This window comes from Mariprofundus sp. EBB-1, from assembly GCF_003665155.1.
Taxonomy (GTDB): Bacteria; Pseudomonadota; Zetaproteobacteria; order Mariprofundales; family Mariprofundaceae; genus Mariprofundus.
In genome coordinates, this window is sequence record NZ_RCFQ01000014.1 from 24,375 (window position 1) to 47,703 (window position 23,329).

22 protein-coding genes are annotated in these 23,329 nt (G+C 47.5%); 17 read left to right on the forward strand and 5 right to left on the reverse strand.

Annotated features, from left to right (window positions below):
• The first annotated feature begins 174 nt into the window (after positions 1–174).
• Positions 175–1,821, forward strand: a complete 1,647-nt coding sequence (locus D8Y20_RS07430; RefSeq protein WP_236075326.1) for an EAL domain-containing protein — start codon at positions 175–177, stop codon at positions 1,819–1,821.
• A 219-nt stretch (positions 1,822–2,040) separates the two neighbouring features.
• The gene (locus D8Y20_RS07435; protein WP_121542415.1) at positions 2,041–4,632 is read left to right on the forward strand and encodes a DUF748 domain-containing protein; all 2,592 of its coding nucleotides are present in this window, start codon (positions 2,041–2,043) and stop codon (positions 4,630–4,632) included.
• Here D8Y20_RS07435 and D8Y20_RS07440 read toward each other — a convergent pair.
• Complete coding sequence (locus D8Y20_RS07440) at positions 4,602–5,318, reverse strand: SGNH/GDSL hydrolase family protein (RefSeq protein ID WP_121542416.1); 717 nt, start codon at positions 5,316–5,318, stop codon at positions 4,602–4,604. The two genes, D8Y20_RS07435 and D8Y20_RS07440, sit on opposite strands and share 31 nt — an antisense overlap.
• A gap of 110 nt (positions 5,319–5,428) precedes the next feature.
• Here D8Y20_RS07440 and D8Y20_RS07445 point away from each other — a divergent pair, with 110 nt between their 5' ends.
• From D8Y20_RS07445 to truC, 7 genes are all read left to right on the forward strand, one after another.
• Positions 5,429–5,608: a hypothetical protein gene (locus D8Y20_RS07445; RefSeq protein WP_121542417.1), complete on the forward strand. Its 180-nt coding sequence runs from the start codon at positions 5,429–5,431 to the stop codon at positions 5,606–5,608.
• Positions 5,609–5,644: 36 nt separating this feature from the next.
• Positions 5,645–5,890, forward strand: coding sequence for a pseudouridine synthase (locus tag D8Y20_RS07450; protein WP_121542418.1), 246 nt, complete (start codon positions 5,645–5,647; stop codon positions 5,888–5,890).
• Between the two features lie 367 nt (positions 5,891–6,257).
• Positions 6,258–6,575, forward strand: coding sequence for a hypothetical protein (locus D8Y20_RS07455; RefSeq protein WP_121542419.1), 318 nt, complete (start codon positions 6,258–6,260; stop codon positions 6,573–6,575).
• Between the two features lie 52 nt (positions 6,576–6,627).
• Positions 6,628–7,884 carry a hypothetical protein gene (locus tag D8Y20_RS07460; protein WP_121542420.1) on the forward strand — a complete coding sequence of 419 codons (1,257 nt, stop codon included), beginning with the start codon at positions 6,628–6,630 and terminating at the stop codon, positions 7,882–7,884.
• 10 nt (positions 7,885–7,894) lie between these two features.
• On the forward strand, positions 7,895–8,785 hold the full coding sequence (locus D8Y20_RS07465; protein WP_121542421.1) for a metal ABC transporter substrate-binding protein: 891 nt from the start codon (positions 7,895–7,897) through the stop codon (positions 8,783–8,785).
• Complete coding sequence (locus D8Y20_RS07470) at positions 8,782–9,510, forward strand: metal ABC transporter permease (RefSeq protein WP_121542422.1); 729 nt, start codon at positions 8,782–8,784, stop codon at positions 9,508–9,510. Before D8Y20_RS07465 ends, D8Y20_RS07470 begins: the two co-directional genes overlap by 4 nt.
• Positions 9,511–9,758: 248 nt before the next feature.
• The gene (truC, locus tag D8Y20_RS07475) at positions 9,759–10,487 is read left to right on the forward strand and encodes a tRNA pseudouridine(65) synthase TruC (protein WP_121542440.1); all 729 of its coding nucleotides are present in this window, start codon (positions 9,759–9,761) and stop codon (positions 10,485–10,487) included.
• Between the two features lie 33 nt (positions 10,488–10,520).
• Here truC and D8Y20_RS07480 read toward each other — a convergent pair whose 3' ends face one another.
• The gene (locus D8Y20_RS07480) at positions 10,521–11,180 is read right to left on the reverse strand and encodes a pseudouridine synthase (RefSeq protein ID WP_121542441.1); all 660 of its coding nucleotides are present in this window, start codon (positions 11,178–11,180) and stop codon (positions 10,521–10,523) included.
• A 116-nt stretch (positions 11,181–11,296) separates the two neighbouring features.
• Here D8Y20_RS07480 and D8Y20_RS07485 point away from each other — a divergent pair, with 116 nt between their 5' ends.
• Positions 11,297–12,619 (forward strand): M18 family aminopeptidase, encoded by a 1,323-nt coding sequence (locus tag D8Y20_RS07485; protein ID WP_121542423.1) that lies wholly within the window; start codon positions 11,297–11,299, stop codon positions 12,617–12,619.
• A gap of 77 nt (positions 12,620–12,696) precedes the next feature.
• Here D8Y20_RS07485 and D8Y20_RS07490 read toward each other — a convergent pair whose 3' ends face one another.
• Positions 12,697–12,960, reverse strand: coding sequence for a YbeD family protein (locus D8Y20_RS07490; protein WP_121542424.1), 264 nt, complete (start codon positions 12,958–12,960; stop codon positions 12,697–12,699).
• Positions 12,961–13,095: 135 nt separating this feature from the next.
• On the opposite strand from D8Y20_RS07490, the gene D8Y20_RS07495 reads away from it, so the two are divergent.
• From D8Y20_RS07495 to D8Y20_RS07525, 7 genes are all read left to right on the forward strand, one after another.
• Positions 13,096–13,548 carry a hypothetical protein gene (locus D8Y20_RS07495; RefSeq protein WP_201265579.1) on the forward strand — a complete coding sequence of 151 codons (453 nt, stop codon included), beginning with the start codon at positions 13,096–13,098 and terminating at the stop codon, positions 13,546–13,548.
• A gap of 8 nt (positions 13,549–13,556) precedes the next feature.
• Positions 13,557–14,252, forward strand: a complete 696-nt coding sequence (locus tag D8Y20_RS07500) for a TVP38/TMEM64 family protein (RefSeq protein ID WP_121542425.1) — start codon at positions 13,557–13,559, stop codon at positions 14,250–14,252.
• A gap of 35 nt (positions 14,253–14,287) precedes the next feature.
• Positions 14,288–15,724, forward strand: a complete 1,437-nt coding sequence (locus D8Y20_RS07505) for an NAD(P)/FAD-dependent oxidoreductase (RefSeq protein ID WP_201265580.1) — start codon at positions 14,288–14,290, stop codon at positions 15,722–15,724.
• A gap of 87 nt (positions 15,725–15,811) precedes the next feature.
• Positions 15,812–16,144: a hypothetical protein gene (locus D8Y20_RS07510; protein ID WP_121542426.1), complete on the forward strand. Its 333-nt coding sequence runs from the start codon at positions 15,812–15,814 to the stop codon at positions 16,142–16,144.
• Between the two features lie 166 nt (positions 16,145–16,310).
• Entirely contained in the window at positions 16,311–17,558 is a 1,248-nt protein-coding gene (locus tag D8Y20_RS07515) for an N-acetylmuramoyl-L-alanine amidase (RefSeq protein ID WP_236075328.1), read from the forward strand.
• Positions 17,545–19,326, forward strand: coding sequence for a lipid A export permease/ATP-binding protein MsbA (msbA, locus tag D8Y20_RS07520; protein WP_121542428.1), 1,782 nt, complete (start codon positions 17,545–17,547; stop codon positions 19,324–19,326). The genes D8Y20_RS07515 and msbA overlap by 14 nt, the downstream gene beginning before the upstream one ends.
• A 12-nt stretch (positions 19,327–19,338) precedes the next feature.
• The gene (locus D8Y20_RS07525) at positions 19,339–19,977 is read left to right on the forward strand and encodes a lysophospholipid acyltransferase family protein (protein WP_121542429.1); all 639 of its coding nucleotides are present in this window, start codon (positions 19,339–19,341) and stop codon (positions 19,975–19,977) included.
• Here the strand turns inward: D8Y20_RS07525 and D8Y20_RS07530 are convergent.
• Both D8Y20_RS07530 and D8Y20_RS07535 read right to left on the reverse strand, forming a co-directional pair.
• Entirely contained in the window at positions 19,970–20,776 is an 807-nt protein-coding gene (locus D8Y20_RS07530; protein ID WP_121542430.1) for a Stp1/IreP family PP2C-type Ser/Thr phosphatase, read from the reverse strand. The genes D8Y20_RS07525 and D8Y20_RS07530 overlap by 8 nt on opposite strands.
• Positions 20,773–23,193 (reverse strand): serine/threonine-protein kinase, encoded by a 2,421-nt coding sequence (locus tag D8Y20_RS07535; RefSeq protein WP_121542431.1) that lies wholly within the window; start codon positions 23,191–23,193, stop codon positions 20,773–20,775. The genes D8Y20_RS07530 and D8Y20_RS07535 overlap by 4 nt, the downstream gene beginning before the upstream one ends.
• Between the last annotated feature and the right edge of the window lie 136 nt (positions 23,194–23,329).

The window sequence follows — 23,329 nt, forward strand, 5'->3', positions numbered from 1 at the left end:
GCAACCCTTTTTGCTAATCTCCGTAAAGTCCGAATGTTTTACGCCTGTGGTTTTACGTCCTGATACTTATTGGCGTATATGTTGCTATAATAGATATTCCATAGTTATCTGAGATCGGGCATGCAAAGTAGATAAACGCAGGCAGAGAGAAATGTGGTGCATGGGAGAGGTATAATGATGGTAAACAGAGATGACCGTGCTCCAACAACTGCTTTGATGGTGACTGATATGCAGTCCCGCGTTATTCGTGTGAATGCGGCATTTTGTGCGCTGACCGGATATGCATCTGACAAGATCAAGGGGTGTTCGTCATCTGCGCTGTATGTCTTGCCGGAACAGGTGTGTGATTTTGCCAGCATCGAAGCTGAAGCCTTGAAAAATGAGGGCATCTGGACGGGCGACGTCAATATCAGAAAAGAGAATGGTGAGATAATGAAGGGGGTTCAGACTACTGTTTCCACCAATGATAAAGATGAAGGGTTTTCGCATTATATTCATATCATCGAAACACTCGATACATATCACCAGGGGGGTTATGATCAGAATACGCAGCTGCCCAACCGTAATATGTTTAAAGAGATGCTATCGCAGGAACAGGCCAACGCTAAACGTAAAAAGTTTCAGTTGGGTGTACTGTTTGTAGATATAGATAATTTTAAGGTGATCAATGATTCTCTGGGTTTTGCCAGAGGTGATCTGTTACTCGGAGAGATTGCCAACCGTTTGAAATCCCAGTTGCGTGGCAACGATCTGATCGCTTGTCTGGGGGGCAACCAGTTTGCAGTTCTACTGCCTGATCTTGTGCATCCTGAAGATGCTAATATTGTTACCATGAAGTTGATGCATGCACTGGAAGAAGGCATTGACGTTGCAGGCAATGACGTTGTTGTCACCATCAGTACCGGTATTGTGATTTTCCCCGGCGATGGAGAAGACAGTGAAACACTGCTCAAACATGCTGAACGTTCGATGTACAAAGCCAAGGAAGAGGGTGGCAACAACTACCAGTTTTATAAAGCATCGATCCAGCATTCCGCCTCAAATCGGTTAAGTCTTGAAAGTGAAATGAGAAAAGCTATCGAGCGTGAAGAGTTTGTACTGCATTATCAGCCCCAGATTAATACGAATAATGGTCGTGTTGTAGGTATGGAAGCATTGATCCGCTGGCAACACCCTGTGCGTGGTATGGTGGCGCCGTACCATTTTATATCGGTTGCAGAAGAGACCGGCATGATTGTGCCGATTGGTGATTGGGTCTTGCTTGAAGCATGTCGCCAGAACAGAGCATGGCATGATGGCGGCCTGAAGAATTTGAAGGTGGCGGTGAATCTGTCGGCGCGTCAGTTCTCTGACAGGCACTTGCTGGAAAAAGTGGAAAATGCCCTGCAGGTCTCAGGTCTTGATGTGGAATTGCTGGAACTGGAGATTACCGAATCTGTTATCATGAAGGATATTGAAGGTACGATTGCACTACTGGAAAAACTGGCTGCGATGGGGTTAACCCTCGCTATTGACGATTTTGGTACCGGATATTCATCATTGAGTTATCTCAAACGCTTCCCCATCAATAAGCTGAAGATAGATAAATCCTTCATCGATGATGTGATGACCAATGAAGATGACGCCACCATTGCCGAGGCTATTATCGGGCTCTCGCATAATCTAAAATTGGATGTGATCTGCGAAGGTGTTGAAGATGAAGACCAATTCAATTGGTTGCAAGCGCGTTCATGCAATGAAATTCAGGGTTATTATTTCAGCAAGCCGCTACCAGCGGATGCGTTTGAAGCCTTTGTGAGAGAAAGAAACGCGCTGTTTTGATTGAGCAAGGCAGAGTGCTTTTTCTTTTTGGTTGGTCTGGATAAACGATGCCATTGTGTAGTAGCCGCTAAATAGTATTCATATTCGGTCGTTGCATATTAGGCTAATATCACGCTATCCGGGGGAATGCAGAAAATGAGTATCTCCATGGATAGCTCTTCGATTGAGGTGATGAGATGGTAATCGTACATTTAAATGTTGAAGACAGGCTGTTGATGCATGTCTGAGTCGGTATCTACGTCTGTGGAGAAAGATTCGGGCAGGGCTAAAACGTCTCTTGTGCGGCGCTTTTTTATGATATTCGCTTGCATCCTGTCATTGATGCTGCTCTCGCTCTGGGGACTGCCCACTGCTATGGAATATGCTGCAGCATCATGGTTGCAAAAACATGGCGTAAAAGATGCGGCCATTGAAAATATCGATCTCAATCTGTTTCGGGGCACATGCTCCATTGAGGGGTTGAGGGCAGGAGAGGGGCTGAACGTCGGGCACTTCTCAATGCAGATTGATTGGCAGGCATTATTGAATCATGTTGTGCATATTCGCGCTCTACAGATCAATAAGGCCGTGGTAGATCTCACTCAGAAAACTGAGGCATGGCAGTTGGCAGATATTCAGATGCCGGCATCCGAAGTGGACGTTGAACAGAACGTGGCCGAAGATGATAGTGATAAACCATGGCTGATTATTGTAGATGATATGGTGTTGTCCGAATTGGATATGCGGGTTACCGCCAATGATTTTTCCCTGCATCTTCCGGTTAAATCATTAAAGCTTTCACTCTCAGGCCTTCACGAAAACCAGCAGAAGATTGTGCATGATATTGAACTGGGGCCGACTACGTTTTCCGGTTTCAAATATAAAGTAAAATATCAGCATCTTAACAGCAGAGGAGAGACCTCCTTATCACTGCTTTCCACTGATCTGTTGCAGTCTATGCAGAACCGTAAGCTGGCTCTTGATCTGGCTGAACTTAAGGTGGCGAATGATGCGGATAAAGCGCTGCTATCGCTGCTGTCGTTACAGCTTGCTGATGTGGACGTACGTGGCGGAAAGCAGTTTGTTGTTGGGTCCGTTGATATGCATGAGGTTCAGGTTGAAAAGGCGCTAACCGGCAACGGAGTAGTTGCGCTGGATCGTCTGCATGCAGAGAACATCGATGTGGATCCGGCTGGGTCTGTTGACCTCGCCACGTTGACATTGGATGCACTCTCGGCCGATGGTTTTGCCGGTGATGATCACTTTCGGGTGAAACAGCTTGCGTTGAGCACATTCTCACGCGCCGCCGACGAAACACTCTCCCTGGGCAGTTTGCAGCTTCAGAACAGTGAATTTAAACAGGGTAAACAGTCATTGGGTAGTATTGGTCATACAACACTTGAACACTTCTCGATGCGTGGCGTGGATACAGGTGCATTTAAGCTATTGAAACTGGATGCTGTGCAGCTTCCATCCAATGGGCAGGGGGATCTTGGCACCATAGGCAGCATTCAGGCAGATACGGTGATGCTTGATCACAATGGACTCTATCGTGCTAAGCAGCTGAAATTTGATGATGTGAACACTACAATCGTGATACAGAAAGATGGAACCTTGGCAGTGCTGGATGCTATATCCAAATCGCAGCCGGCCAGTAATGCCAACCCCAGTGCCGTAAGAGAATCTAAACAACGATCCGCATCCAGTGCCGGTAAAGCAGATACAGAACCGGATTCAGTGGTAGTAAAAAAAGAGCCGGCTAAAGAGCCTGTGGTGATGATTGATGAATTGATAGTTTCTGCAGGCAGTCATATTGCTTTGCATGATCTGTCGGTGGTACCGGCATTGAATACGGAGATGCGTGTTCAACATTTTCGTTTTGCACCCTTGGATAGTTCAGGCAAACAAGCCGGACAGCTTGATATGCAGATGCAAATGGGTAAATCCGGAGCTTTGAAGGTGAAAGGCAAGCTTTTACCTGCGGCAGGAGACGCTTTACGAACGGATTTGAATGTGGAACTGAAAAATTATGATCTTGCGCGCCTGTCCGGTTATATCGAAACTGATTTTGGCAAGTCGATTAAAACAGGCCAGTTTAATCTGAACAGTTCGATGAAAATCGCCAAGGGTAGCCTGGATGCGAAGAACAGGGTGTTGATTCGCCAGCTGGAGTTGGGTGATTCCAAACAGCCGGGCAAGGCCGACATGAAGCTGGGCATGCCTGTCGGGGCCGCGCTGAATATGTTGCGAGATGGTCGTGGTGATATTGACCTTGAAGTGCCAGTCAGTGGTAAATTGGATGATCCTGATATCAGCCTGAACGCGATTATCAATAAAGCACTGCTCTCTTCGTTAAGTACAGGTGCGATGACCTATGCAACGCTGCTACTACAACCTTACGGTAGCATTATTCTTGCCGCTGATCTGGCTAGCGATCTGATTGCCGAGGCCGCTAAACCTAAACTGACACCGGTAGTTTTTGAGGAATTACAAACCACCTTGAATCCGAATATGCAGGATTACGTTGCCAAAATTGCAGCCCTGTTAATCAAGAGTGATGAGTTTCGTCTGCAGATTTGTGGCGTGGCAACACGCATTGAAGGTGAACCTGTGCCCAGACCACCGGCCGTGGAGGGTGAAGCTATTCCGGCGAAGCCACCGCAAGCGAAAACGGATGCCGCCTTGCTTCATGTTGGGCAGTTACGTTCAGATGCAGTCATGAGTGCATTGCAGGCAAAGGGCGTGACAACGGATCGACTGTTTACCTGTCGAAGCAATATTGATGAGGCCAAGCTTCAAGCTCAGCCCAGAGTGGAATTGATATTAAATTGATCATGAACTGAAACTGGATTGATGCAATCCACAGTCGGTAGATGCAAGGCTTCTAGTATCAGTCTGGAGAGGAATTGGTTGCCGTGTTTGTTCAGGTGAACGCCGTCTGTTGTGAGTATGCCTGTTGCCGCATTATGCGTATTATGTGTGCTGAGATAGGTCATGAATGCCACTCTTAGATCAAGCAGTTGTGAACCGGTCTCATGGGCGATATCTCTGCTGATTTGCGCATAGTGATCAAGCATGTTGTCGTAGTTGTTGCCTCCATTTAATTGTTCGCCAATCAGGGAGGGGGTACAGAGCATAGTGTGTGCACCGATTGTTTGAATACGTGCGATGATCTCTCTTAAACCGGCATCAAAATCCGCGGCTGTTGTGCCTCTGTTATGTTGCCAGTGCCAGACGTCATTCACACCGATATAAATTACCACGATGGATGGTTGATGCTGTAGTACATCACGATCCAGGCGTTTCAGGCAGTGCGGCACTCTGTGCCCGTTAATGCCTGCCCCGATGAGCTCAATATCCAGCTTGGGGTATTGTTTGGTAATCTGTTTCGAGATTCGGGTGATATAACCATCGGGTAGCAGCCCTGATTGGGTGATGGAGTCACCGAGGAAGATGATTTTTATCGCTTGTTGCAGCTTGATCGATGGCGGCTTTATGATCCTTGTGTTTTCTATCATGGCAGTATTGAATCATCTTTTCTGTCTGGTATCCAGTTGCTAAAGCCGTTATGGTTGTTTGGTGTGATGTGGTTTGTGATGACTGCAAAAAATCAATGAGGGGATAGTTCATGGCAGATAAGATTTTAGTAGAAGTAAGCGATGCAGACCTGAAAGCTATTGAAAGTGCAATCGCAGCCATCAAGGTGCGTGTTTCATCTTTTGGTGCTACCGACACGGAGCTGTTAGAAGATCTGGTGCCTCTTAAAGCATTGAAAAAACGGATTATCGCAGCACGCGCTGAGGCTTAAGTCTGGCTCAGACTATTCAACAACACTGTTTTGATTATGGGATCTTTGACGGAGTATGTTCTGCAATCTGAAACAGTGGCATTGGATATTCTTTATCAGGACGAATGGCTGGTGGCGATCAATAAGCCGGCGCAGGAAATGGTAACTGTATATCGGATACTGGCCCGGGTTGAACTGCCCTATCCGGTAGGTCGTTATCAGAGCGAGCGCTATGTGCTGCTTTCTGTCACCCCCGAAACCGGGAGAAAACACCAGATTCGCCGCCATCTCAGATATAATTAATGGTTCTATTGTAATACTTATATTTATGTAATCTGTTGAATATTAAGGTGTTTGATAGATATAACATGTTTAGGCATGTGGAGAGTCATCATTCCGGGCTGTCGAGAGAGCTATAGCCACCCACTATGGGGTAAACCGGCCATCCATAATGGTGAAGCTGACTCGTGATGTTATGGTGTGACTGTGATATTTCAGCCCACTTAGGTTGTTCGATATTAAAAGCTAAACTAACTAATGCTCCTAAATTTTCTAACCTTTTGAGGTGAATGAAAGGAGGACAATAGTGCCATCCTTTAATTTTTCAGCTCTGCTTTATAAATATGAATAAAAGATTCTGTTTTTTTCGATATATAGTTAGGTTGCGCCGATGAAATCGTTTGGAGATAGCTTGCGCAGTTTAAGTGCCATGCGCCGTTTGCAGTGGATCTGTTCCATGCTGGCTGTTGTCGGTTGTCTCTATGCTGTTGCGAGCATCCATAGTCATGATGATGGTCTTCATGCGCTCGGTGGATCCTGTATCAGCTGCAGTCTTGAAGATGTCGCGGCACACGGTGCAGCGCCCTCCGTGGTATTTGATGCCACAGCAAACCTATCCCATATCGACTCGGCAATTTCTCAAGCTGCTGCCTATGTAGCCGTTGCGAGCATTTCAGCCCTTATTCGCGCGCCTCCCTTTTTCTCCTGATTTAACTCTGTGCCTATAGGCACAACAAACAAACATAATCAGGAGATGAATAATGAGATATGCACAACTGTGCATCATGCTTGCCGTGGTCCTTTGGGGGCCTGGTAGTGCATATGCTGCAAGTGAAATTGAAGAGTTGAAAATTCAGCTTCAGCAGATGATGAAGCGCATTGAACAATTAGAACAAGCAGCTGCAACGAAAGCGTCCGCAGAAAGCCACATTAAAGTGGCTGCGAACCCTGTTGAGAAAGCAAAAGAACCTGAAACTCCAACCCGTAAGGTAGTGCGTGCTGCTATTGGTGAGAACAGTGGTAATCCATCGCTTTCGCTTGTTGGGACCTTTACTGGGCAACGCATTCGCGGCAGTGGTGGTGTGAGAAGCAGTAGCTTCCTGCCGCTATCCGAAGCTGAAATTGTCTTTGGCGCCAATATTGATCCGCATGCGCGGCTCGATGTCACTGTCACCGGAGCTAATGGTACAATGGCCGTTGAAGAGGGTTTTATTACAGCCAATCTGCCATGGGGATTAAATCTGCGAGCTGGTCGTAAGTTTTTGCCGGTGGGCATGGTCAATGAAAAACATCCGCATGCGCTGATATATGCAGATCGCCCTAATGGTCTGGTCAATATGTTCGGGCCGGAGATCTTTGTTGGTGATGGGGTATTGATTGATCGGCCGTTTTTTGTAGGGGATTCGGTGCAGACGTTGACTGCCGGTTTCTTTAGCACCCAAAACGATGTGGCTTTTGATCCAACCGGCACTAGTCAGTATGCGGGTATAGCGCGCTGGAGTGGACTCTGGGATCTGAGTGATGCTGCAACATTTGATCTTGGCGCAAACTATCTGCAGGGTAAAAATGGTATTGCTACAAGTCACTCGTTGACTCGCGTTGCTGGTACCCATTTCGCACTTAAATATCAGGGCCTTTCGCAAGCCGGATTCAGTCTGGAGGGCGAGTGGTTGCGCCGTTGGCAGCAGATGGGGGCAGGGGTTACAACAGCAGTGAACGACGGCAGTTATCTGCTTGCAACAGCTGCACTTGATCGGAATTGGAAGCTCTTTTCCCGTTTTGATTACTCTCGACTTTATGATCAGGCGACACCAATCAGATTAACCGAGCGGGCGATCTCTGCAGGTCTAGTCTGGAATATCAGTGAATTTCAGGGCATTACCCTGCAATACAAACATACCCGCAACGCTTTAACAGCAGTTGCCACCGATCTGGGCATTGCAGCTGGTGGTCGTGCCAATGCCTGGTATTTGCGCTGGGTTGTAGCCATTGGTCCGCATCGTGCACACCAATACTAAGGAGAGTTCTATGAATAAATTTAAATATATCATGTTAACCATGCTGCTTCTGCTTCCCGTAGTTGCAGATGCAGAGCCATATATTGTCGCCACACTGCCTGCACTGGGTCAAATCGCTGCGGCAGTGGCTGGAGAGGATGGAAAAGTTAAAGTGTTGGCAAGGGTGGGGCAGGACCCTCACTTTGTACTGCCTAAACCAACACTTGCCCGTCACCTTGCCAAAGCAGATCTGTTGGTTACAGCAGGGCTGGCACTGGAGGGGGGCTGGTTACCACCACTGATTGCGCTTTCGCGCAACAATAGGATTCGTCCCGGGCAAGCAGGTTATGTTGCCGGTGCTGATGCCATTGAAGTGCTAGGCATGATGGACAAGGTGGACCGGTCGATGGGTGATGTGCATCCGGAAGGCAATCCGCATTGGTGGCTGGATCCGCTCAGAGCAGCGGTGGTGGCCTCCGCTATTGCTGAACGACTGGCAAAGATCGACCCGGATCATGCCGCAGCTTATCATCAGCGAGCAACGGCTTTTGGCAAGCGCTTGCAGGCATTGGTGAACATCTGGAAACCAAGATTGGCAGGGGCAACTTCGGTAGTCAGTTATCACGACTCTTACCTCTATTTCAGTCAACGCTTTGGCATTCCCGTTGTCGGTTTTATTGAACCCAAACCGGGTGTTGAAGCTTCGACACGTCATCTTGATACCCTGTTAACCGTGATTGCCCGTGAGCATGTCGGCCAGATCTGGGTGGAGCCATATCATATGGGGCGTATTGTTAAGCGGGTAGCATCGCTCTCCGGCGCTGAACTGGTGAACATGCCGGATGCGGTGGATGGTGAGGGTGCTGATGGTTATCTGGCCATGATTGAGTCGCTGCTTAAAGGCGCTGGAGTAGGGCGTTGATTCTCTGGTTCAGCCTAGCGGCCTGTTTGCTTGTCTCGTTCTATTTGCCGGTGCTTGGCCAGCAGATTCTTCAACGCAGGATTATCTTTGTCGATCTGGCACTGGCTCAAGTGGCTGCGGTTGGTTATGCCGTAGGTATGGCGGTCGATGGTAATGGCATGCTTTACGCTGCGGTGATTACAGCCGGAGTGGTTGTGTTGTTGGCTCTATTTCCGGATAAGAGTGACCTGCCCAAAGAGGCTGTAATGGGAGCGCTTTATGCCTTGGCCGTTTCCATTGGCATGATGGTTTTAGCAATGCTTCCGCATGCCGAAGGGCAGATGATGGAGTTGATGTTTGGCAGTGTGCTTGGCGTGAATGAGACAGAGTTGATGATTATGGCAGTGGCGGGAGCTGTGGCGCTGTTATTATCTAAACAGCGATTCGGAGATCATCTGCTTGGACGTATTATCTTTTATGGATCGTTGGCGATTGCCGTAGTGCCTGCGATCTATGCGGTGGGTGTGATTCTGGTTTTTGCGATGCTGGTGATGCCGGGGCTTTCTGTATGGCGTGATGGTAATAATGGTTCGGCACTGCAAACAGTGGCTGTTGCTGCAGTGGCGAGTGTGTGTGGGATCATCTTCTCTGACTACTTTGATTATCCACCTTCATCGGCCGTTGTTGTGTTTCTGGCCGCGATTTCACTGATCTGGCGTGGGATTTCGAAGATAAAAAATAGATAGTGAATAAAGCTGAACGGGTAGAGGAGAGGCTCCGGTCATCGTTAGGAATAGACCATCTGTTACCGCCCCTTTCGTCTGGCGATGCTTCACTAGCCGATCCATAGATGCCAATCACTGACTGTCCGAGTTTGGCCCAGCCTGTCGCTATATTACTGCAGGGAATCGGGATGCAATCGGTAGCGATTCTTTAATTAACAAATGGGGTTAACAGCGCTTTCCTTTTCACATCTCCCATGCATGCTTCGCGCATGCTGGATATTCTTTATCAGGACGATTGGCTGATCGCGATCAATAAACCATCAGGTTTGCTCGTGCACCGCTCGATGATTGATCGGTATGAAACCCGCTTTGCCGTGCAGATGCTGCGTGATCAGATCGGTCAGCATGTGTTTCCGGTGCATCGGCTTGATAAACCAACTTCCGGTGTGTTGCTGTTTGCCTTGAATTCTGAAACCGCCCGCAAGATGGGCGAGCTGTTCAGTGCCGGAGTTGTCTGTAAGGAGTACCTGGCTGTGGTGCGCGGATATACGGAAGAGCAGGGCATCATCGATTATCCACTCAAAGAGGAGCTGGATAAAAAGAGCGACAGAAAGGCAAGGCAGGATAAAGAAGCCCAGGAAGCCGTTACGGCGTACCGGCGTCTTGCGACAGTGGAGCTGCCTTATGCCGTCGGTCGCTACCAAACGGCAAGATACTCATTGGTCCATCTGATGCCAAAAACAGGCCGCAAACATCAGTTGCGTAGACATCTCAAGCACGTATTTCACCCAATAGTGGGAGATACCACGCATGGTGATGGCAAACAGAATCAATTTTTTCGTGATCAATTCAATACCCATCGTCTGTTGCTGCATGCAAATCGACTCAGGTTTGTGCATCCTGAAACAGCTTGCGCGGTGGACATTCATGCACCGCTGCAAGGTGATTTTGCCGACGTTATGAGTGCTATCGGTCTTGGTGATGCAGTCTCGGGGTGAAGACGCAGCTGGTGTGATGGCCTGGCTGTCTGTTTATTTACAGTGTCTTTTTTTAGCGGGGCCTGATTTGAAGCGATGCGTTCTTTTCCCATCCTGCCTGTGATCTGTTTTGCCCGCATTGGTGGAGGGTTTGGGAAACAGTGACCAGAGTAGTGCTTCATCCACGTCATCATATTCACCCGTTGATAGATTATCCAGATTGATCGGGCCAATGGCATAACGAATCAGGCGCAGGGTGGGGTAACCGACTGCTGCGGTCATGCGGCGCACCTGTCGGTTGCGTCCTTCAGATATTTGTAGGCTAATCCATGTGGTGGGAATCTCTGCGCGGACACGAATGGGGGGGGTGCGCGGCCATAAGTTGGCAGGTTCATTCATTCGGATGGCTTGGGCTGGCAGCGTCATGCCATCTTTGAGTTTTACGCCATCACGCAATGCTTGTATCGCATCATCGCTGATCTGGCCATCCACCTGCACCCAGTAGGTTTTTTTAAGTTTGTGGTCGGGATGCGAGATACGATTCTGTAACGGGCCATCATTGGTCAGCAGTAGCAAGCCTTCACTATCGCGATCCAGACGACCAGCCGCATAAATGCCGGGCAAACGGATGTAATCAGCCAGTGTTTGCCGTTCATTCGCATCGGTGAACTGGCATAGCACCTGAAAGGGTTTGTTGAATCGAAGCGTGGTCATACACTGCCAACTATGAATCACAGCTTTCGATAGCGCCAGAGAGCCGGCGTATGTTGCACTAAGTTGTGGAATCCAGAGCATAGCGCAAAATTGATATCATGGCGGTAGAGGCTCTTATGCAGAATAACGACTTTGTGAATGGTTTGCTCGATTTTGTAAAAAGGTCTCCGACACCTTTTCATGCAGTGCAGAACATGGTTGCTATGCTGGAAGCTGCAGGCTTTCAGCGGTTGACGGAAAAGGAGCAGTGGCAGCTGAAAGATCAGCCTGCTGGTGGTAAATATGTTGTTACGCGGAACGATTCATCGATCATTGCGTTTCGCTTAAACCAGCCTCTGACAGCAGGCATGTTTATGGTGGGAGCGCACACCGATAGTCCATGTTTGAAAGTCAAACCCAATCCTGAAGTGATGAATCAGAATTATTTGCAGCTGGGTGTTGAAGTGTATGGCGGTGCCTTACTCAACCCCTGGTTTGATCGTGATCTTTCCCTCGCCGGGCGTGTCAGTTATGTCGATGCTAATGATCAGATTGCGCATCAACTGATTGATTGGCAAAAAGCGATTGCCATTGTTCCGAGTCTGGCGATACATCTGGATCGGGAAGCCAATGAAAACCGCACCATCAACAAACAAGAGCATCTGGCTCCGGTATTGATGAGGCTGCCTGAGCAAGAGGTGGATAATAGTAAAGAAGCCGGCCCGCGTTTAAAAATGCTGTTGTTGGATATGATCAATGCGCAAATGGAAGCTGCCGGCAATCATAAAGTAGCAGCCGTGCAGGTGCTCGATTATGAGTTGAGTTTTTATGATGTGCAGGCACCGGCTGTGGTGGGTTTGCAAGATGATTTTATCGCCAGTGCCAGACTCGATAATCTACTTAGCTGCTATACCGGTTTGATGGCGCTTATGGGCGATGATACTGGACAGAATGCCTTGCTGGTCTGTAACGATCATGAAGAAATTGGCAGTGTCTCGGCCGCCGGAGCACAGGGGAACTTTCTAAAATCGGTGCTGAAACGGCTGACCGGCAGTGAAGAGAGTATGTCGCGCATGATTGCATCCAGCATGATGATCTCTGTTGATAATGCGCATGCTGTGCATCCCAACTACCCTGATAAACATGAGCCCAATCATGGCCCGCTCATCAATGCCGGGCCGGTCATCAAAATGAATGCCAATCAGCGTTATGCCAGCAATAGTGAAACCAGTGCTCTGTTCAAGCATCGCTGTGATCAAGTGAATGTGCCGGTGCAGTCCTTCGTGGTGCGCTCCGATTTGGGCTGTGGCAGTACGATTGGCCCGGTTACTGCGAGCGGACTGGGTGTGCGCACCGTTGATATTGGTGTGCCGACATTTGCCATGCACTCGATTCGTGAACTGGCTGGATACAAGGATGCCTTTTATCTCTATAAGGTGTTACGTCACTATTACACCTGATTGATCAGGAGGTTGATGGGGATGGAAATGTCATCAGTGTACGCCGGTGCAACAAGGCGCGTAAATGTTGATGCCGTTTATAACACCATCTTCACATCAGGGTGCGCATGTAATGTCTGATAAATAGCGTCGATTTGTGCCTTGCTGGTAGCGGTAATGGTGACGGTTACGGCCAGGTACTTGCCTGTGCGGCTGGGTTTTGATGTTACTGCACCTTCACCAAGGTTAGGAGTATGTTTACGCACAATCATCACTACATCATTTTCAAAATATTTATGATTGGTTCCCATTGCCTTAATTGGAAACTGACAAGGGAACTCCAACAGTGTCTCTTCGCTCACAATAACTCCTAATGTTCCTGAGATAAGCTTTAAAAGCCCTAAATATCGTCAATTGTGCTGATCATGCAATATCAATGATCAGAGAACAGCGAAAGTTCATTTGTAATACGATGCCGAGAATGGCGACTACGGGCCATGAAACGTATTCAAAACTATGCATTGGTTCTGTTATCGCTGCTCTTGTTCAATGTGAATGATGCATTGGCAAGTGAGGTGGTTTATCTGACCCAGACGAATTGTCAGTTTATTGAGGCTGAAAATGGTTTGGATCATCATTTCCAAAGCCGCTCTTCCGATGATTGTGTGCGCTTGAATGAAAAGAGTGCGGATCAACGTTTGGCTAAAGCAAAGGTGTTGCGACTGAAGGCGGGCGATTATCTTTTTCGTGTGCAAAACCGCGATGTCTCTTATGCCTTGGGTTTCTGGTTGCGTGGTGCAGGCTTGTCTCGATTGAGTTTGCCCGGCGTTTCCGGGGGTGGTATCGCAATGGGACAAAGCAGAGATTATGCCGTAGCACTTGTGCCGGGAACATATATCTACTCTTGCCCTTTGAACCCCACCCCAGATTATATCTTACACGTAGAATAGGAGAACAGATGTTTAAACGAATAATGCCATTAATGTTGTTGGCGGGTATGTTAGTGCTATTTTTTGGGCTCGATCTTGCGCAATATATCAGCTTTGATGCATTGGCAGAGCATAGAGTCAGTTTGCTGAGCTGGGTGGATCAGCATGCCATGCTGGCTCCGCTGGCATATATATTATTGTATGTTGTTGTGGTCGCATTTTCATTGCCGGGCGGCTTGGTGATGACGGTAAGTGGCGGTTTTCTGTTTGGTGCAATTGCTGGTGGAATGTATGCTGTGATTGGCGCCAGCTTGGGCGCAACAGCCCTGTTTCTGATCGCGAAAACATCCGTGGGTGATTATCTGTTGTCGAAGGCGGGTGACATGGTGCATAAGATGCAAAAGGGGTTTGCCGAGGATGCCTTAAGTTATATGTTTGTATTGCGTTTGGTGCCGCTGTTTCCGTTCTTTATTGTTAATCTCGTGCCGGCTTTTTTAGGTGTGTCTTTGCGTACATATGTAGTTGCTACATTTTTCGGCATCATGCCTGCTACCTTCGTTTATGCCTTGGCCGGTTCTGGTTTTGGTAGTGTGTTGGATCAGGGGCAGGGTGTAACACTTACAGGTGTTCTCACACCTGAAATGTTGGCTGCATTGTTGGGGCTGGCATTGTTAGCGATGATCCCGGTTATTTATAAACGAATGAGTAACAGCACTAAGGTTTAAAACCGTCCTGTGAGTGAGGGCGAAAGGAGAAACGCATGAGTCAGGTTATGGATAAAATACTACATGTTGATATTTGTGTGATCGGTGCAGGTTCAGGTGGTTTGAGTGTTGCTGCCGGAGCATCTCAAATGGGCGCAAAGGTGGCGCTGGTAGAAAAGGCTGATATGGGTGGCGACTGCCTGAATACTGGCTGTGTACCGTCAAAGGCTCTGTTGGCAGCAGGCCATGCGGCCCAGTCGATGCGTGATGCCGATGCGTTTGGTATTCAATCTCAGATACCTGAGGTGGATTGGCAGCAGGTGCATGATCATGTGCATAGCGTGATTGGTGCGATTGCTCCGAATGATTCGCAACAGCGTTTTGAAGAGCTGGGCGTGACGGTTATTCGTGCGGCTGGAAGCTTTGAAGATGAGCGCACGTTGCGGGCTGGTGATACATTGATTCGTGCAAAGTATTTTGTCCTGGCGACGGGTTCTTCTGCTTTTGTGCCTCCGATTGATGGTTTGCAGGGCATTGATTATTTCACCAATGAAAATATTTTTGATAATAGTGAAGCAATAGAACATTTGATTGTGATTGGCGGTGGCCCGATTGGTATGGAGTTGGCGCAAGCACATTTGCGTCTGGGTGCGAAAGTTACGGTGATGGAGATGGCCCGTCTGTTGATGAAAGATGATCCCGAATTAACCAAGATTGTGATTGATCGTTTGGCATCAGAGGGTATGGACTTTTATGAGGGTGGACGTGATCTGCGTTTAGAGAAAAATGCAGATGGGAAAATTGCAGTGCGATGCCAAACCGATGCGGGAGCGCAGTGCGTGGTGGGTTCTCATCTGTTGATTGCAACCGGGCGACGTGCCAATGTGAATGGATTAAATCTGGAGGCTGCAGGCGTTGTCTATAGTCCTAAGGGTGTCGAAGTTGATGCGCGTTTGCGCAGTAGCAATAAACGCATCTTTGCGATCGGCGATGTGGCAGGCCCTTATCAGTTTACCCATATGGCGGCCTATCAAGCGGGTATTATTATTCGCAATATGTTGTTTAAGTTGCCTGCTAAGGTGGATTACTCTGCCGTGCCGTGGGTCACGTATACAGATCCTGAATTGGCGCATGTAGGGATGAGCGAAGCAGATGCCAATAAGGCGGGTAAAGAAATTCGCGTGTTGCGTTGGCAATTCAAGGAAAATGACAGGGCACAGGCCGAGCGGCGCACTGAAGGTCTGGTGAAAGTGATTACTACCCCCAAAGGGCTGATTCTGGGTGCGAGTATTGTGGGATTACATGCAGGAGAATTGATTCATCCATGGATTCTTGCTGTGACGCAAAAACAGAAGATTGGTGCGATGGCTTCCATGATTGCACCTTATCCGACACTCGCGGAAGTGAATAAACGTATTGCGGGCAGTTTCTATACGGAGAAATTGTTTTCTAATACAACACGATGGATCGTACGTTTTCTGATGCGTTTTTAATGTGATCATTTCCGACACAGTCAAGGCGAAAATAATTGACCGTTTTATTCAGGCGGGTATATTGCCCGACTGAATAGGAGTTTTATGATGAAAAATGTATTATTGATGAGTGTGTTTGGTATGTTGATGACAGTGGCATTTGGCGGTCAGTCCGTATCTGGCGTGTCTCTTGTTTCAGCTGCTTATGCAAGCGGTAACGAACATGGCCATGATGATGATCATGAACATGGATATGGAGGCGCTTGTCCTGATGGTGTAGCAACCTGTATTCGTGCAGATGGTTCCAGTTATACTGACCTGAATAATCTTCCTGCAACTGCTTCCGGTAATGAAAACGATGATGGTACTACCAGTGCTACTACTTCTACGACTACAGGTACGGATACATTCGCGAATCCGAGAAATCAGCGTTCATTCTAATTGTAACTTGTTTCTTTAAAGGCGTCCCTGATGGGGCGCCTTTTTCATGCTGGATGAAAAATATTGTTGAAGCTGATTTGCAGAGAAACCTTCTTGTGGCCTTGATATTTACGGTGTTTGTGGCTTTCAACCCTTGCAATGATGACGTGCGCTGTGAGTATTGGAGATGATGAATTTGCGATTTTCGATATTTACCTATTGCTGTGGTCTGTTGTTATTGATGTGTCCGCTTTTTGCGTATGCAGCGAGCAACACGGTTGTCCGTGATGTGCGCCTGTGGACCGCACCTGATCATACGCGCCTTGTGTTCGATCTGAGTGGAACAATGAATTACAAGCTGTTTCGCTTGCATGAACCTGAACGTATTGTCATTGATATGGAGCGGGTCACCCTGAAGTCCGATTTAAAAAAACTAAGCTTGCCTGATCCAGTGATTGAGAAAATTCGTTCTGGCTCTTCTACTCCGGGTAGTGTGCGTATAGTGATTGATGTGAAGGAAAAGGTTCAGCCGCGCTCTTTTTTACTAAAACCTATGAAAGATAAGCCGAATCGACTGGTGGTGGATTTGATGCGGCCTGAAAAAACAACGAAAGTGGCCAAGGGCGCTATGTCAGCTGATGGTAAGAAGCAACTTGTGATTGCTGTTGATGCAGGGCATGGCGGAGAGGATCCCGGAGCAACCGGGCCACATAAAGTCAGAGAGAAGGATATTACTCTCGCTGTAGCCAAAAAACTGGCTAAAAAAATTAATGCTCATCCGGGTATGAAGGCTATTTTAATTCGAGAAGGGGATTATTTTGTAGCGTTACAGAAAAGGGTCGCTTTGGCGCGTAAAATGCGGGCTGATTTGATGATCAGTATTCATGCTGATGCTATTAACATTCGAAGTGTGAAGGGAGCTAGCGTCTACACGCTGTCCGAAAAGGGCGCGACTCCGGATAGAGCTGCCAGAGCTTTGGCAGCAAAGGAAAATGCTGCCGATGATGTTGGTGGAGTGGCCTTTGAGCAAATAAATGATCCGCTGGTGAACCTTATTCTGGGCGATATGCTTCGACGCGCGAGTTTAAACAGTTCCCAGTTATTGGCTGAAGAGGTGTTAATGCGGTTGAAAAAAGTTGGTCCGGTCAAATATACAGAACCCAAGCATGCCCGCTTTTATGTGTTGAAAGCGATGGAGATACCGAGTGTGCTGGTTGAACTCGATTTCATATCGAACCCGGCGCGTGAAAAGAAATTGAAGAGCGCACGCCATCAAAACGATCTGGCATCTGCCTTGTTTGATGCCAGTGTGGGTTTCTTCCGTAAAATGGGGCGTTTAAAGCAATCGAATGCCCGCAATGTTCAACCGCCATATCGACCATTGGCAAGCGCGCTTGATTACGCCAGCGCATACAATAATAATGACATCTACTGATCTTTATCGTCGCCTGTTGGGCTTTTTGTTGCCTTACAAAGGCCGCTTAAGTATTGCTGTATCTTGTATGGTGGTGTTGGCTGCCTGCACTGCCGCGATGGCCTGGATGTTGAAACCCGTATTGGATGAAGCGCTTTCAGGCAAAAATGAGGATCTGATTTATATTATTCCTCTCTTGGTGATCGTGCTATATCTGATCAAAGGGGCGGCCTATTTTGGTCAGGCTTATATCATGGGTTATATTGGTCAGAAGGTTATTTTTGATCTGCGTAATCTGCTTTATCAGCGTTTAACTGCTCAATCCCTGGCCTTTTTTGCGCATCGTAAAACCGGGGAGCTGTTAGCGCGTCTCTCATATGATGTCACGCTGGTGCAAGCGGCTGTAAGTACTGCTGTGACGGCATTAATGCGTGATGCCATTTCTATTGTGTTTCTGCTGGGCGTGATTCTGATCCAGGACTGGTTATTGGCATTGATTGCGATGCTGGTATTTCCCGCTGTGGTTTATCCTATTGCCCGTTTTGGTCGAAAAATGCGTCATTCCACCCTCGATGGGCAGGCCGCGATGGGGGATTTGACCTGTTTGCTGGAAGAGACGGTAGGTGGTATTCGGGTAGTGAAAGCCTTTGGTATGGAAGGGTATGAGCGCGGGCGTTTTCGCAAGTTTACCGGTGACTTTATGTCGCATCAGCTGAAAATATTCAAAGTGAATGCACTCTCGTTTCCTATTATGGAATTGCTGGCAGGCTTCGGTATTGCCGGCGTGTTGCTATATGGTGGCATGCGTGTGGCATCCGGTGAAACGACCGCAGGCACATTGGTGTCGTTTCTTGCTGCTGTGATTATGCTCTATGAACCTGTGAAACGATTGTCTCGGGCAAATAATGAGATTCAGCAGGGCTTGGCTGCCGGAGAACGTATTTTTGAAGTGCTTGATGAGCATGTTGAAGTCGAAGATGCGGCACATGCACATGTCTTGCCGCCATTCTCGAATGCTATTAAATTTGAACAGCTCAGTCTGCAGTATTCAGGTACAAATCGTCCTGTACTGGAAGATATTAATATCACGGTAACCGCAGGTCAGGTTGTGGCTCTGGTAGGTCGCAGTGGTGCTGGAAAAACCTCTCTGGTGAATCTGGTGCCGCGTTTTATGGATGTGTCTGCCGGTCGTGTATTGATAGATGATCTGGATGTGCGTGATGTAACACAGGTCTCTTTGCGCAGTCAGATTGCGTTGGTAACACAGGAAATTATTCTGTTTAACGATACAATACTCAGTAATATTGCTTATGGTCATGCGGATATTGATATGGCCAGGGTTGAAGCGGTGTCGAGAGCTGCTAATGCACATGAATTCATTGAAAAGTTACCGCAAGGATATAATACTATTGTAGGTGAGCGTGGTGTGATGCTTTCCGGTGGGCAGCGGCAACGTATCTCGATGGCCCGGGCTCTGTTGAAAGATGCACCGATTCTTATCTTGGATGAAGCGACCAGTGCCCTGGATACCGAATCTGAGCGTCTGGTGCAGCAGGCCATAGACCGTTTAATGAGTGGACGTACGGTGATTGTGATTGCACACAGGCTCTCTACTATCCGTCATGCTGATCAAATTGTTGTGCTGGATGACGGTAAAGTGATTCAGAAGGGTGAGCATGAGGCTTTATTGCGTGAAGGTGGTTTGTATTCTGAGCTTTATAACCTTCAGTTTGATTCACTAAAGAGAGCATCGAATGAGGTTGAATCGAGTGTGTCAGGGCCTTATTAAAGGAGATCAGCCGTGAAAGACCGTTTTGTTGCCTGGCTGGTTCCGCGCCTGATTAAATGTATTTTCCTGTTTTTAGAGAAGACTATTCGCTGGCATACGATTGGTGAGCCCTACTCATCAAGTAATCCGCAGCGTTATGTGCATGCTTTTTGGCATGCGCGGCTGTTGATGATTCCTCGCTTGTCTCGTAAAGGAAGGTGGCATGGTTATATGCTTATTTCAGCGCATAGAGATGGTGGCTTTATTGCCGATACGATGCATTTGCTGGGGATTGAGACAGTACGTGGCTCATCAACGCGTGGTGGTGCAAGGGCTATGTTGAAGATGCTCAGGGCTGCGAAAAATGATAATAGACATATTGGCATTACACCTGATGGTCCGAAGGGGCCGCGTGAAGTGGTGCAGAAAGGCATGGTTCAAATGGCCATGAAGTCCGGCCTGCCTATTGTGCCTGTTTGTTATGCGACCAAGCGTCACTGGCGCATCAATTCCTGGGACAGGTTTTATATTCCGCAGCCGTTCACATCCGGGGTGTTTGTTATCGGGGATGAGGTTTTGATCTCCGAGCAGGATGATATGGATGATGCTGTTGCCCGTGCGCAGCAAGGTATGGATGAAACGCAGCGGCGGGCCGACAGTTACTTTAATTAAACAAGCGTGAAAAAATGCCCGGTTTATTCCGGCCTGAATCTTTGGCCAGAATAAGAATGATAGAGATGTTATCCGGGCCGCCTGCATTATTGGCCATTTGAATGAGCTGGGTGCAGGATTTTTTTAAATTGTTTTTACCGTGTATCAGGGCTTTGCAGATATCTTCATCGGATACAACATCGGTTAACCCATCTGAACACATGAGGTAAAGATCTTCAGCACGCACTATATCTTCAACGATGTCGGCTTCCACTTCCGGAGCGACACCAAGGGCGCGGGTTACAAGGTTTTTGATTGTGGAATTGCGCGCATCATCAGCGGTGAGCAGGCCACGCTGTACCTGTTCGTGAATCAGGGAATGATCATCTGTGACATGCGTAAGTTTATGATCACGCAGGCGGTACATACGTGAGTCTCCCACGTGGGCTGCTGTGATATGACTGCCGTAAAATGCAGATGCCAGGACTGTTGTGCCCATGCCGGCGCATTCAGCTTGTGTTTGTGCCGTTTTATAGATGGAGCTATTGGTTTTTTTAATGGCCTGTCTAAGCAGTACTGATTCTCCCGTGAAGCCTATGTCCTTATCAATTTGTGCTTGTGGCATGTTAAATATTTTATCTTTCATGTGCTCGGTGATGATATCCACAGCCATTGCACTGGCTACTTCTCCTGCATTGTAACCGCCCATGCCATCGGCAAGTACTGCGATACCATGTGAAGGGGTGATAAGTACGCAGTCCTCATTGTGATCGCGTTTGATTCCGACATCGGTCATGGCAAACATATCTACTGTTATCACTGACTTTCTCCGTTGTTTTTTAGCGATTTCAGACAGCGCGATACTTTTCCCTGTACGTCACTGGCTGTTTCAATGCGTTGAGCTGCTTTTTTAGTGAGTAGCTCATCAATAAGCTCACAAATATAGTCGGGGACCTCTGGGTTATGTTCGCGAATATCAACGTGTGGTTGTTTGGCGATTTTATACATTAATTTGGATAGTGACTCGGCTCTGAAAGGGCGCACACCGCTTGCCAGCTCATAGAGCATCACACCAAGTGAAAACAGGTCGGAGCGACCATCCAATGGTTTTCCTGATAGTTGTTCGGGCGACATATACGATGGTGTTCCCAGCACAACACCTGCCTTGCTTTTGCTGGAATCAATAATGTGCGCAATGCCAAAGTCGGTCACTTTTACAGATTTGTTTTTTAATATCATGATGTTGGCAGGCTTAATGTCGCGATGAATGACGCCGTGGCTATGGGCGTATTGCAGTGCTTCAGCCACTTTACCAACGACCTTTAGCGTTGTGGAGAAAGGCAATAATCTACCTTTTTTAGTATAGGGTGAGAGATCAATGCCATCAAGAAATTCCATGGCGATATAGGCCAGGTCATGTTCATCGCCGGCATCAAAAATAGTAACGATGTTCGGGTGATTGAGCATGCCGGCAATTTCAGCTTCATGGAAAAACTTGGTCTTAACATCTTCAAGCTCTTCCGGTTCAAACTCTTGCGAAAGTGCCATGGTTTTAATGGCAACCTTACGGTTTATTTTAGGATCTTTGCCCAGATAAACTGTGCCCATGGCACCTTTTCCTAATTCACTGATGATTTCATAACGGCCTAATGTAGGAATATTGTTTCCTGTCAGTAGCAGGGTCGAAAGTGCAGTGTTTGAATAACTGCCTGATGGAGTGTCATCGCTATTTTTAGTAGCGTTCATGCGAGTTGTAACATCCTGATAATCGGGGTTGTGGGTGCTGATATGTTCATATACTGCTGTAGCTTGCTTGAATTGCCGTTTGCGCTCAAAGGCAAGACCCAGCTTATAAAGAATAGTCAGCATATCATCATCAATCGGGCAACTTAAGAATTTTTCAAAGGCCTGATCCAGCATACCCTGATTCTGGAAAGAAATCCCCAGCATTTTGTTGGTGTTGTGTAAGCTTTTTAGAGGCTTTTTCTTAGGGCTTTTGAATACAAAGCGTTGTTTGTATGTGACGGCAATGTGCCCAATAAGAAGCAGTAAGGCGGCCATAGTGGTTTGTAACCATGTAGAATAATATTGCAGTGCGATCAGATCGCTGCCTATTAATACAATGAATGCCAGACCCGATATAATGGCAGCTGATCGGGTTGAAATGCGTGGTAGCAGGTAGATGAGGTATAGGCCTATGATAAGTAGTAGGGCTACTTCGGCGCTGTGTGTCCAGCTTGGGCGTTGAAAGAGTTGCTTGTGCAAAATACTTCGCAGTACATGGGCGCTAAACTCAATGCGTGTCATGTTCTGATTCCCCGGGCTGGGGAATGTTTGCTCAGAGCCATGATCAGTGTTGTTAATGAGGATGATTTTATTTTTGAAGGCGGTGGCGGGAATTTTACCTTCGTGCAATTGACTGAATGTGTAGGTTTGAAAAAATGGGGTGCCACCGGCTTGAGAAAATGACGGGTATATACGGCTTTGCGTATCAGTCGTGAGGCTTAATGGTCCCAGTTCAATGTCATCGCCCCGGTGTATGCGAATGTCATCAAGGGGAATGTTTAATGATTTTGCAGCCAATAGGAGTGGCATTGATGGAAAATAATGCTTTCCATAGGCTATGATCATGGTTTCAGATCTTGCCACGCCGTCACTGTCATTAATGATGCTCATATGTCCTATGCCGGCAGCTGCTAAAGAGAGCTCTTTATAGGGGGCCGACATGCCAGAAGCATAAACAGGATCTTCTGACTGAGTTGTATTGACATGCTTGAGCGCCATCGCATTGAAATAATCGGGCATGGTTGTCTGGCTTTGAATGTTGGTCTCATCGATCTTAAAGTAGAGAGGTAATATGATGTTGCCGGCATTACGGACGGCGTCTTCCAGCGCGTCATGACTGTTGTTGTTTGGATTTATCGTTGATGGGGTGGTTGGTTTTTTAAAAATAGCATCAATGCCAATGAAGCTGGCATTGGCTGCGGTGAGTGTATGAATGGATGAACTAATGGCCTGTCGGGGTGTAAGTCCTTTTTTATGTAGTGTGCTTGCATCTATGTTCAGGATGACAATTTGATCGTCAGGTGATGTAGTGGTCTGGGTGGCAAACCGATCATAAATCATGCGTTCTATAGTATTCATCGGTGATGTTTTCTGTTGGACGGCCAGTACAAAGAGTAACGTCAGTATGGCACCAACGAACCAGTTTGATTTCCAGATTGCACCAAAACTCAAAAGAAACAGCCCTCCCTATAAAATTTGAATACTACGGTTGAACAACGCTAGCATTTATTTTTCAGGCAGCTGATGGCAGGAAACTGTTAGGGCTACGCAAAATGCATCCGTTAGAAATACGCATGTATATTGGCAA

What these genes read in the sequence shown, in the direction of transcription:
- D8Y20_RS07455 (WP_121542419.1), top strand. Translation starts at nt 6,258, where the DNA reads ATGAAATCGTTTGGAGATAGCTTGCGCAGTTTAAGTGCCATGCGCCGT.
- D8Y20_RS07510 (WP_121542426.1), top strand. Translation starts at nt 15,812, where the DNA reads ATGAAAAATGTATTATTGATGAGTGTGTTTGGTATGTTGATGACAGTG.
- D8Y20_RS07480 (WP_121542441.1), bottom strand. Translation starts at nt 11,180, where the DNA reads ATGACCACGCTTCGATTCAACAAACCCTTTCAGGTGCTATGCCAGTTC.
- D8Y20_RS07505 (WP_201265580.1), top strand. Translation starts at nt 14,288, where the DNA reads ATGAGTCAGGTTATGGATAAAATACTACATGTTGATATTTGTGTGATC.
- truC (WP_121542440.1), top strand. Translation starts at nt 9,759, where the DNA reads ATGCTGGATATTCTTTATCAGGACGATTGGCTGATCGCGATCAATAAA.
- D8Y20_RS07465 (WP_121542421.1), top strand. Translation starts at nt 7,895, where the DNA reads ATGAATAAATTTAAATATATCATGTTAACCATGCTGCTTCTGCTTCCC.
- D8Y20_RS07450 (WP_121542418.1), top strand. Translation starts at nt 5,645, where the DNA reads ATGGGATCTTTGACGGAGTATGTTCTGCAATCTGAAACAGTGGCATTG.
- D8Y20_RS07500 (WP_121542425.1), top strand. Translation starts at nt 13,557, where the DNA reads ATGTTTAAACGAATAATGCCATTAATGTTGTTGGCGGGTATGTTAGTG.
- D8Y20_RS07445 (WP_121542417.1), top strand. Translation starts at nt 5,429, where the DNA reads ATGGCAGATAAGATTTTAGTAGAAGTAAGCGATGCAGACCTGAAAGCT.
- D8Y20_RS07485 (WP_121542423.1), top strand. Translation starts at nt 11,297, where the DNA reads ATGCAGAATAACGACTTTGTGAATGGTTTGCTCGATTTTGTAAAAAGG.
- D8Y20_RS07440 (WP_121542416.1), bottom strand. Translation starts at nt 5,318, where the DNA reads ATGATAGAAAACACAAGGATCATAAAGCCGCCATCGATCAAGCTGCAA.
- D8Y20_RS07430 (WP_236075326.1), top strand. Translation starts at nt 175, where the DNA reads ATGATGGTAAACAGAGATGACCGTGCTCCAACAACTGCTTTGATGGTG.
- D8Y20_RS07515 (WP_236075328.1), top strand. Translation starts at nt 16,311, where the DNA reads ATGATGAATTTGCGATTTTCGATATTTACCTATTGCTGTGGTCTGTTG.
- D8Y20_RS07460 (WP_121542420.1), top strand. Translation starts at nt 6,628, where the DNA reads ATGAGATATGCACAACTGTGCATCATGCTTGCCGTGGTCCTTTGGGGG.
- msbA (WP_121542428.1), top strand. Translation starts at nt 17,545, where the DNA reads ATGACATCTACTGATCTTTATCGTCGCCTGTTGGGCTTTTTGTTGCCT.
- D8Y20_RS07495 (WP_201265579.1), top strand. Translation starts at nt 13,096, where the DNA reads ATGAAACGTATTCAAAACTATGCATTGGTTCTGTTATCGCTGCTCTTG.
- D8Y20_RS07435 (WP_121542415.1), top strand. Translation starts at nt 2,041, where the DNA reads ATGTCTGAGTCGGTATCTACGTCTGTGGAGAAAGATTCGGGCAGGGCT.